Source organism: Brevundimonas sediminis, assembly GCF_048799765.1.
In the GTDB taxonomy this organism is placed as follows: domain Bacteria; phylum Pseudomonadota; class Alphaproteobacteria; order Caulobacterales; family Caulobacteraceae; genus Brevundimonas.
In genome coordinates this window covers 1-9,828 of sequence record NZ_JBLYQK010000054.1, presented here as the reverse complement: position 1 = coordinate 9,828, position 9,828 = coordinate 1, and the positions used below count along the sequence as shown (strand labels likewise).

Annotated in this window: 8 protein-coding genes; 6 read left to right on the top strand and 2 right to left on the bottom strand. The window is 71.3% G+C overall.

What is annotated here, in order from left to right:
• Positions 1-66: 66 nt before the first annotated feature.
• Genes ACLQ7T_RS15795 through ACLQ7T_RS15780 form a run of 4 tightly spaced genes read left to right on the top strand, consistent with a single transcriptional unit; the run spans position 67 to position 2,479 of the window.
• Positions 67-762 carry a cell division protein FtsX gene (locus ACLQ7T_RS15795; protein ID WP_420480248.1) on the top strand — a complete coding sequence of 232 codons (696 nt, stop codon included), beginning with the start codon at positions 67-69 and terminating at the stop codon, positions 760-762.
• A gap of 9 nt (positions 763-771) precedes the next feature.
• Positions 772-1,401 (top strand): YdcF family protein, encoded by a 630-nt coding sequence (locus tag ACLQ7T_RS15790; RefSeq protein WP_420480247.1) that lies wholly within the window; start codon positions 772-774, stop codon positions 1,399-1,401.
• A gap of 2 nt (positions 1,402-1,403) precedes the next feature.
• On the top strand, positions 1,404-2,120 hold the full coding sequence (locus tag ACLQ7T_RS15785) for a lysophospholipid acyltransferase family protein (protein WP_420480246.1): 717 nt from the start codon (positions 1,404-1,406) through the stop codon (positions 2,118-2,120).
• Positions 2,117-2,479 (top strand): hypothetical protein, encoded by a 363-nt coding sequence (locus tag ACLQ7T_RS15780; protein ID WP_420480245.1) that lies wholly within the window; start codon positions 2,117-2,119, stop codon positions 2,477-2,479. The genes ACLQ7T_RS15785 and ACLQ7T_RS15780 overlap by 4 nt, the downstream gene beginning before the upstream one ends.
• Position 2,480: 1 nt before the next feature.
• Here ACLQ7T_RS15780 and pdeM read toward each other — a convergent pair whose 3' ends face one another.
• Together pdeM and ACLQ7T_RS15770 are read right to left on the bottom strand one after the other, a co-directional pair.
• The gene (gene pdeM, locus ACLQ7T_RS15775) at positions 2,481-3,212 is read right to left on the bottom strand and encodes a ligase-associated DNA damage response endonuclease PdeM (protein WP_420480244.1); all 732 of its coding nucleotides are present in this window, start codon (positions 3,210-3,212) and stop codon (positions 2,481-2,483) included.
• Positions 3,209-5,731: a ligase-associated DNA damage response DEXH box helicase gene (locus ACLQ7T_RS15770; protein ID WP_420480243.1), complete on the bottom strand. Its 2,523-nt coding sequence runs from the start codon at positions 5,729-5,731 to the stop codon at positions 3,209-3,211. Before ACLQ7T_RS15770 ends, pdeM begins: the two co-directional genes overlap by 4 nt.
• 58 nt (positions 5,732-5,789) lie before the next feature.
• On the opposite strand from ACLQ7T_RS15770, the gene ACLQ7T_RS15765 reads away from it, so the two are divergent.
• Both ACLQ7T_RS15765 and ACLQ7T_RS15760 read left to right on the top strand, forming a co-directional pair.
• Positions 5,790-8,663, top strand: a complete 2,874-nt coding sequence (locus tag ACLQ7T_RS15765) for an ATP-dependent DNA helicase (protein WP_420480242.1) — start codon at positions 5,790-5,792, stop codon at positions 8,661-8,663.
• Between the two features lie 28 nt (positions 8,664-8,691).
• The gene (locus ACLQ7T_RS15760) at positions 8,692-9,738 is read left to right on the top strand and encodes a DUF2125 domain-containing protein (RefSeq protein ID WP_420480241.1); all 1,047 of its coding nucleotides are present in this window, start codon (positions 8,692-8,694) and stop codon (positions 9,736-9,738) included.
• Positions 9,739-9,828 lie beyond the last annotated feature (90 nt).

Here is a 9,828-nt window from a genome sequence, read left to right as displayed (position 1 = left end):
CGTCGACCGTGTAGGTCCGGTCGATCCTCGGATCAGTGAAAGCAGAGCCGCGAGCACACGGTGCAGGTGCGCCCGCGCGTCGGCGAAACCGGGGACGCCGCCGCCGCCCGCGCCGCCGAGACCCTGGCCGGGGTCACGGGCGTGGACGAGGCCGAGGCCATGGATCGCAAGGCGGCCGAGGACCTGCTGCGCCCCTGGGTCGGGGACGCGGTCCTGCCGGACCTTCCCCTGCCGCATCTGGTGACCGTCCGGCTGAACCGGGACGCGCCGGCCAGCGCGGTCACCCTGAGCCGCGCCCTGGCCGAGGCCGGCGTCGACGCCAGCGTGGACGACCACAGCCTGTGGCGCGGCGAAGCCGAGCGATCAGCCGCCCTGATCACCCTTCTCGCCATCCTGGCCTTCCTCCTCACCGCCGGGGCGGCCGGGGCGGCGGTGGCCTATGCGACCCGCGCCGGAATGGCGGCGCAGGCGTCGGTCATCCAGACCCTGAGCCTGAACGGCGCCTCGGACGGGCGGATCGCCGGCCTGTTCCAGCGGCGGTATGGACTGCTGGCGGCCGGAGCGGGCGCGGCCGGCGCCGTCACGGCCATGGGGGCGGCCGCCCTCATGCGGCTGCTCGGCGGCAGCGACGGCCTGACGCCGGCCCTGCCGATCGCCTGGACGGATGTGCTGATCCTCTCGCCATGCCCGCTGCTGGCCGCTACGGTGGCGCTGGTCGCCGCGCGCCTCACCGCGCTGGCGCGTCTGCGGGGGCACGGGTAGGCTGAGGGCATGAAGTTTCTGACTTTCATAGCCATTCTGGTGCTGATCTGGTTGATCGGCCTGTTCGTCTTCGCCGAGCGGGTGCGCGGCTACACGCCCGCGCCCGAGCCGGAACGCGCCGACGCCATCGTGGCCCTGACCGGGCCGTCGGCGGAACGGGTGAACGCCGCCATCCGTCTGCTGGAGCAGGACAAGGGCGAACGCGTGCTGATCTCGGGCGTGAACCGCGAGGTGCGCCGCAAGGAACTGCGCGCCCTGACCCCGGGGTCGACCCGGCTGTTCAACTGCTGCGTCGACCTGGGCTTCGAGGCCGAGGACACCATCGGCAACGCCCAGGAGATCGCCGCCTGGGCCGACTCCAAGGGGTATGACAGCCTGATCGTGGTCACCTCGGACTACCACATGCCCCGGGCCCTGACCGAAATCCGCGCCGCCGCGCCGGGCGTGACGCTGACTCCCTACGCCGTCGAGACGCCGTCACTGGACAATTCCCGGTGGTGGCGCGCCGCGGTGACCGCCCGGCGGATGACGCTGGAATACCTGAAATACCTCGCCGCTCTCGGCCGCTTCGCCGTCGGCAAATTGACCGGCGAGGGCCGCCCGGCGGCGGATGTCGCGCCGGAAGAGAAGGCCGCCTGACTGTGCTGATCCTGCGTTCGCTGCTGTTTACCGCCTGGCTGTACCTGTCGATGCCGATCTTCGCGATCGGCCTGTCGCCGGCGCTCCTGATGCCCCACCGCTACGCCATGGCGGTCATCAAGGTCTGGGCCCGCTTTGTCCTGTTCGGCCTGCGCTGGATCGCCGGGATCAGGGTCGAGGTGCGCGGGCTTGAGCATCGCCCGACCGGCCCGGCCCTGCTGGCGCCCAAGCATCAGGGGATGCTGGACGTCGTCGCGCCCTTCACCTTCCTGGACGACCCCTGCTTCGTGCTGAAGAAGGAGCTGATGGGGCTGCCCTTCTTCGGCTGGTTCGCCTGGAAGACGGCGATGATCCCGGTCGACCGTTCCGCCGGTTCGACCGCGCTGAAGACCATGGTCAAACAATCGCGCGCCCGCCTGACCGACAACCGCCAGATCGTCATCTTCCCGGAAGGGACGCGCAGCGAGCCGGGCGCCCCGGCCGACTACAAGCCGGGCGTGGCGGCCATCTATCGCGACCTCGACGTCGCCTGCTGGCCGGTCGCGACCAACTCCGGCTGTCACTGGCCCGCCCACGGCTTCATCTATCGTCCTGGCGTCGTGGTGTTCGAGTTTCTCGAGCCGATCCCCGCGGGCCTGAAACGCGCCGAGTTCATGAAGCGGCTGGAAGACGGGGTGGAGACGGCGTCGACGGCGCTGCTCGAGGCGGACAGCAAATGATCGCGCTTGCGCTTCTCACGACGCTTCTGTGGGAGCCGCAGGCCGCCGGCGCTTCGCCCCAGTCGCAAGCCCCGCACCTCAACTGTGAACGCGGCCCCGTTCACCGCACCTATCGCGGCACCCCGTGGCTGGTTTACGGGTGTGACGATGACATCAGCGCTGTGTTCATCACCGATCAAGGCAGCGCGGCCTTTCCCTTCATGTTCATGCTTTACGTCAAGGACGGAAAGTATGCCCTGTATGGCGAAGGCACGGGCACGAAGGCTGTCACGGATCGCGCCTACGCCGACCTGACGGCAATGGACGCAGAGGACATACAGGCCCTGCTCAACGAGACCCGCTCTGTTCCGGACGAGTGAACTAGCGCACCGTTTCCCACGCCAGCGCGTGCACCTTGTCCCGGCCCAGGGCGGCGACCAGGGGGGGCTCGGCGAAAAGACCGGCCACGGCGGGGTCCCGCACGTCGAGCCCGCCGGTGAAGGCGCCGAAGGCGGGCATCAGCAGGCGCTTCCCGTCCGTAACGAAACAGGGCCGGCGGACGCCCCGACCGTAGGCGGCCACGCGGGCGGCGGGGTGCAGGTGGCCGGCGACTTCGCCCATGGCTTCGCCCGGTTGCGGCTCGTGGATCAGGCTCAGGGCGCCCAGCGTCAGGGTGGCGACGACCCGGCCCGGCAGAACGTTCAACGCCCCCTCCAGCGCCACCAGATCGTGGTTGCCCTCCAGCCAGACCCAGTCGCGACCGGCCGCGAGACGGGCCACGCGTTCGCGATCATCCGCAGACAGACGATCCACCGCCTTCGAGTCGTGGAAGCTGTCCCCCAGCAGGACGACGCGGCCGGGATTCAGCGCCTCGATCTCGGCCTCCAGCCTCGCCAGGGTGGCGGAACTGTCGTAGGGCGGCAGCATCTGGCCGCGGACGGCGAAGGCCGAGCCCTTCTCGAGGTGCAGGTCCGAGGCGATCAGGGTCCGGTGGTCCGGCAGCCACAGGGCGCCGGAGCCGCGCAGCACGCAGGCCTCCCCGGCTACACGCACCTTCAGCCCGCCGCAGGGATGGCGGAAGGGGGACAGGGTCCGGCGCAGTTCGGCGTTCACGCCGCCCCCTCCAGTTCCGGCGGCGCCTCGGCCATGATTTCCGCGATCAAGGTCTCCTCGGCGAAGTCGAGCGCGGTCTCGGACAGGATCATCTCCGCAGCCCCGCCGCCGACCCGTTCGCGCCCGATCTGGACCAGCACCGGCACGCAGAAGGGCGACGGTCGCGCTAGGGGCTGATGCACCACCTGTCCCTGGATACGGGTCAGGAGCTGGCCCAGCCGGGCCACGTCCAGCAGGCCGGACGCCGCATCGGCGCGGGCGGTGCGCAGCAGCAGGTGATCGGGCTGGTGCCGGCGCAGGACGTCGTAGATCAGATCGGTCGAGAAGGTGACCTGACGCCCGGTCTTCTCGGCGCCCGGCTGGCGCTGCTCGATCAGGCCGGAGATCAGGGCGCAGTTGCGGAAGGTGCGCTTCATCATGAAGCTTTCCTCCAGCCAGCTCTCGAGGTCGTCGCCGAGCATATCGGGCTCGAACAGGGCGTCGAGGTCGATCTGATCCATCGGCCGGATCGACCAGATGGCCAGCGAATAGTCGGTCACCACAAAGCCCAGCGGGCCGATGTTCAACCGGTCCAGCCGCTTGGTGATCAGCATGGCCAGGGTCGTGTGCGCCAACCGCCCCTCGAACGGATAGCAGACCATGAAATGCCGGGTCCCGCGCGGGAAGGTCTCGACCAGCATCTCGCCGGCGCGGGGGATGCGCGAGAAGACCTCCTGCAACTCCAGCCACTCGCGCACGTCGGGCGGCAGGACGCGCCAGTGATCACGATCCTGGACCATGTCGCGCACCCGTTCGGCCAGGGAGGTGCCCAGCGGGAATTTGGACCCGCCGTACGAGGGAATCTTGGGGTCCTTTCCGGTCGCCGGACTGACCAGGGCGTCGGTTCCCGAAATCCCCTGGAAGGCCCAGACCTGGCCGGCGAAGATAAAGGTGTCGCCGGGCTCCATCTGCTCGAAATACCACTCCTCCGCCTCGCCGATCTTGCGGCCGCCGATCAGGTGTTTGCCGCCCGCGCGCCGCGAGGCGACCTTCACGTTCAGATTGGCGGCCGAAACGATGGCGCCGACATTCATCCGATGGCTCTGGGCCAGTTGGGCGTTGCGCACCTTCCACTTGCCGTCGGCGGTGCGAACGATGCGGGCGAAACGATCATAGGTGCGCAGGGCGTAGCCGCCGGTGGCGACCAGATCGACCACCTCCTCGAACTGATCGTATGTCAGGCCGCGATAAGGACCGCAGGCGGAAACCTCCGCATACAGATCATCAACGGCGAAAGGCTCGGAACAGGCACAGCCCATGACATGCTGGGCCAGGGTGTCGAGCGTCCCGGTGTGGACCGGCTCCCAGTCGAAGGCGTTCTCGGCCACCGCCTCGCGCGCGGCCTGACACTCCAGCATTTCGAACCGGCTGGCGGGGACCATCAGGGCGCGGGAGGGCTCGTCCAGCCGGTGGTTGGCCCGACCGATCCGCTGGACCAGCCGCGACGCCCCCTTGGGCGCGGCCAGCTGGATCACCAGATCGACGTCGCCCCAATCGATGCCGAGATCCAGCGTCGAGGTGCAGACCACCGCCCGCAGGTCCCCGCGCGCCATCGCCGCCTCGACCTTGCGTCTCTGTTCGGCCGCGAGGGAGCCGTGGTGCAGGGCGATGGGCAGGCTGTCCTCGTTGATCGCCCACAGCTGCTGGAAGACGAACTCGGCCTGCCAGCGGGTGTTGACGAAGATCAGGGTCATGCCCGCCTGACGGATCGCCTCATAGACCTCGGGCACCGCGTGCACGCCGGTGTGCCCGGCCCAGGGCACGCGTCCCTCCGAAACCAGGACATCCACGACCGGCGGGGCGCCGGGGTCGCCGCGCACGATGTCGACAGACGCGTCCATCGAGGGCCTGAGCCAGTCCGCGATCATCTGCGGATCATCCACCGTCGCCGACAGCGCCACGCGCCGCATCTCCGGCGCGAAGTGCTGCAGCCGCCCCAGGCCGAGGGACAGGAGGTCGCCGCGTTTGCCGCTCCAGATGGCGTGGACCTCGTCGAGGATCACGCATCTCAGGTCGGCGAAATAGGCCCTCGCCCCCTCCCAGGCGCAGAACAGGGCCAGCTGCTCGGGGGTGGTCAGCAGGATGTCCGGCGGAAAGTCGCGCTGCCGCTGGCGCTTGCTCTGCTTGGTGTCGCCGGTGCGGCTCTCGACATGGATGTTCAGCCCGATCTCGCGGATGGGCGTCATCAGGTTGCGTTCGACGTCGGTGGTCAGGGCCTTGAGCGGCGAGAGGTAGAGGGTGTGCACCCCGCTGCCCGGACCATGGGGCGGACGCGGGCCGCGTTCGGCCAGATCGATCAGCGACGGCAGAAAGCCCGCCAGCGTCTTGCCGCCGCCGGTCGGGGCGACCAGCAGGGCGTGGGCCCCGGCCTGTCCGGCGGCGACCATCTCAAGCTGATGCCTGCGGGGCGACCAGCCGCGCGACGCGAACCAGTCGGCGAACAGGGGCGGAAGCGTTGCGGGAGCGGCGTCGGACGTCACGGAGGGGATATAGCATGTTCCCGTTCCGTTTCACGCCCCGAACCGCTATCTAGGACCCGTGTCCACCGACTCCCTGACATCCGCCGCCGGCCTGACCGGAACCGAGCCCTGGCTGGACCTGCCGCCGGCCCTGGCCGTGCCGCCCGGCGCGGGCGCGGTGTGCGATCCGGAGGGGGCCCGCAAGATCGGGCGGGGCGCGGCCGAGGGGGTGTTCACCGGCGGACCGGTGCTGGTCGCCCACGCCAGCCTGACCGCGCGGCGACTGGGCCTGGCGCCGCCGCCCCGGTCGGGCGACCTGCTGGACGTGCTGGAGCTGTTCGCCTTCGTCCGGCCCGCGCGGTTCTGCGCCCCCTCGCCGACCGGCCTGGCCCTGGCCATGGGACAGGCGGAGCCGAAGGGGCCGGAGGCGCAGGCCGCGGCCCTGCGCGCCGCCGCCGACGGCTTGCTGCGCGAACTGGCGGACCCGGCCTATCCGCACCGCGAGGACGCCTTCACCCTGAACGAGACCCTGGCCCGGGCGGGCTGGAGCTGGTCCTGGCGGGTGGCGGGCGCGCTGCAGCACCATCCGCTGCGCGCGCGCCAGCACCGGGGCAGCGGACTGGATGTCTGGTCCCGGCTGGGCGAGTGGGAGGATGAGGCGCCGCGCGGCGAGGCGGGCTCGATTCCGGTCGATTCCGAAAGCGCCCGGATCCGGCTGGAAAAACTGCTGCAGGCCTCGGGCCTGGACGAGACCCGTCCGGCCCAGTCCGACTACGCCGCCGAGGCTGCCTACGCCTTCTCCCCGAGGAACGAGGAAGGCCGGCCGCGCGTCCTGTTGGCCGAGGCCGGGACGGGGACGGGCAAGACCCTCGGTTATCTGGCGCCCGCCAGCGTCTGGGCCGAGCGCAACCAGGGCGCGGCCTGGGTCTCCACCTACACCCGCGCCCTGCAGCGCCAGATTGATCGCGAAAGCGCCAGCTTGTGGCCCGATCCGGCCGAGCGAAAGCGCAAGGCCGTGGTGCGCAAGGGGCGGGAGAACTACCTCTGCCTGCTGAACCTGCAGGAAATGGTGCAGGCCGCGCAGTTGGGGAACGGCGACGTGGTGGCGATGGCGCTGGTCGGCCGCTGGGCCCTGCACTCGCGCGACGGCGACATGACCGGAGGCGACTATCCCGGCTGGCTGCCCGGCCTGTTCGCGACGCCGACGGCCCAGCAGGCCAGTCCCGCCAATCTGGTCGACCGACGCGGCGAGTGTGTTCATGCCGCCTGCCCCCACTACCGCCTGTGCTTCGTCGAGAAGACCATCCGCGCCAGTCGCCGGGCCGATCTGGTGGTCGCCAACCATGCGCTGGTGATGACCCAGGCGGCCTTCGACGGCGCGCGCTCGGCGCGCGGGCTGAAGCAGGACGGGGAGACGGCGGCGCTGAAGCGGATCGTCTTCGACGAGGGCCATCACCTGTTCGACGCCGCCGACAGCGCCTTCTCCGCCTGCCTGTCCGGGCAGGAGGCGGCCGAGCTCCGCCGCTGGATTCGCGGCCCGGAAGGGCGTGGCCGGCGCGGGCGCGGGCTGGAGCAGAGGCTGGGCGACCTGTGCGCCGACAACGAAGCCGCGACGAAGGCCCTGCAGGACGCCATCCATGCCGCGGCCCAGTTGCCGGGTGAAGGGGCGTCGGGCCGGATCGCCCCCGCCTCGGGCGAGGTCAATCCGATCGGCCCGATCGAGCGCTTTCTGGTGGCGGCGCTGGAACAGCTCCGCGGACGGACCAGCGAGAGCGGCGGACCGGGCGGGATCGAGTTCGGGCTGGAATGCAGCCTGCGCCCGGTGACCGATCCGGTCCTCGATGCGGCGCGGGAGGCGGCGAAGGCCCTGGCCGCCGTCGAGGCGCCCCTGCTGGCCCTGTCACGACATCTGGAGGACATCCTGGACGACGAGTCCGTCGAGCTGGACGGCTCGGCGCGGGCGCGGATCGAGGGCGCCCTGCGCGGGCTGGACCGGCGGGCGCGGATGACCCTGCCCGGCTGGCGCTCCATGCTGGCGGCGCTGGACAATGACACCGGCGAGCCCGACCCGGACTTCGTCGACTGGCTGAGCGCCGAGGCCGCCTTCGGCCGCATCGCCGACGTCGCCTTGCGCCGCCACTGGATCGACCCGACCGTGCCGCTGGAAGCAGCGGTGATCATGCCCTCGCACGGCGTGCTGGTGACCAGCGCGACCCTGTCCGATCCGGGGGCGGACGATCCCTTCGACCTGGCCCGGATGCGGACCGGATCGGCGCGACTGATCGAGCCGGCGCGAACGCTGAAGGTCGAGAGCCCGTTCGACTACGCCGAGAACAGCCGCGTCATCGTTGTGAATGACCTGGTCAAGGACGACACGCGGCAGACGGCGGCGGCGATGCGCGAGCTGTTCCTTGCGGCGGGCGGCGGGGGCGTGGGCCTGTTCACCGCCATCCGGCGACTGAAGGCGGTCTATGAGCGGCTGGGGCCGGACCTCGCCCGGGCGGGTCTGCCCCTCTACGCCCAGCACGTCGATCCGCTGGAGGTGGGCGCGCTGGTCGACGTCTTCCGGGCCGAGCAGGACAGCTGCCTGCTGGGCACCGACGCCGTGCGGGACGGGGTGGACGTGCCGGGACGGTCCCTGCGCATCCTCGCCTTCGACAGGGTGCCCTGGCCCCGTCCGGACCTGCTGCACAAGGCGCGGCGCGAGCGGTTCGGCGGCTCCTCCGCCCAAGGGCGGGCCTATGACGACGCCCTGGCCCGCGCCCGGATGGCGCAGGCCTTCGGCCGGCTGATCCGCCGGGCGGACGACAAGGGCGTCTTCGTCATGCTGGACGCCGCCTGCCCGACCCGGCTGTTCGGCAGCCTGCCCCCCGGAACCGAGGTTCTGCGCATGGGCCTGGCCGAGGCGGTGGAGCTGGTCGGCGGCTTCCTCAAGCCGAAGACGGCTGCGTAAGCGCCGGTTCGTGCGTTAGAGAGACGATATGAGCGCACCCGAACAGTCCTACCGCCATCCCCGCCGCGGCATCATCGGCCCCTTCCTGCTGGTGGGGATCGCCCTCGCCGCCTGGACCGGCTGGTGGTTCTATCTGGCGCAACAGGTCGAGACGCGGCTGGAGACGCAGGTCGCCGCCCTGAACCAGGGCGGGTGGGCCGTCCATCACGGCGAGGTGACGACCAGCGGCTGGCCGTTCCGGGTGCGCGTCTCCCTGCCGCGCACCGACATTCTCGCGCCCTCGGGTCACGGGGTCGCGGCGCCGGAGCTGGTCGCCGAGGCCAATGCCTGGAACCCGGACCACTGGGTGATCATCGCCCCCGAGGGGCTGACGCTGACCCGCGCCGCCAAGGGCAAGGTCGAGGTCACCGGCGACGCCCTGCGGATGAGCATCAGCCACCTGCGCGACCGCTTCCCCGACCTCCGGCTCGAGTTCGTGCGCAGCACCTTTGTCCCGCAGCCGGGCGCCGAGCCCTTCCCGATCGCCTCGGCCGAGCACATCCAGCTGGAGACCCGCCCCCACCTGACCGACGGGGCGGCGACGACCGACGAACTGGACGTGCTGTTCAATCTGGTGGACGCGCGTGGACGCCAGGGCGGCCCGGTCGAGGGCGCCGCGCAGAACGGCCGGCTGACGCTGGCGCTGGAGGGCACAGTGCAGCAGGCCAGCCGCCTGAAAGGCCCAGACGCCGCGGGCCTGTTCGCCAACTGGAGCCGGGCCGGGGGCCGTTTCACGGCTGTGCGCGGCGAGCTGACTGCGGGCGAGAGCCGCGCCCTGCTGACCAGCAACGCTCTGGCGGTCGACGGCGCGGGACGCCTGACCGGCCAGCTGGCCCTGACGGCCGAAAAGCCCTCCCCCGCCATCTCGGGCCTCGCCTCGGCCCAGTCCGGCGCGGTGAACCGCGCCGGCGCCATGGGCGCCGCGGCGGCCACCACCGTCAGCGGCGACCAGCCGGTGGCCCTGACCCTGCAGTTCCGCGACGGCCGCACCTGGCTGGGCCCCTTCGCCCTCGCCCCGGCGCCGAAACTGTTCTGATGCTGGTCGAACCGGAGCTGGACCCCCGGCTGCTGGCGCTGGATCGCGCCCTCGCCGAGGCGGTGCGCGCGCGGGTCGCGGCGGGCCGAC

What these genes read in the sequence shown, in the direction of transcription:
- ACLQ7T_RS15790 (WP_420480247.1), top strand. Translation starts at nt 772, where the DNA reads ATGAAGTTTCTGACTTTCATAGCCATTCTGGTGCTGATCTGGTTGATC.
- ACLQ7T_RS15760 (WP_420480241.1), top strand. Translation starts at nt 8,692, where the DNA reads ATGAGCGCACCCGAACAGTCCTACCGCCATCCCCGCCGCGGCATCATC.
- ACLQ7T_RS15780 (WP_420480245.1), top strand. Translation starts at nt 2,117, where the DNA reads ATGATCGCGCTTGCGCTTCTCACGACGCTTCTGTGGGAGCCGCAGGCC.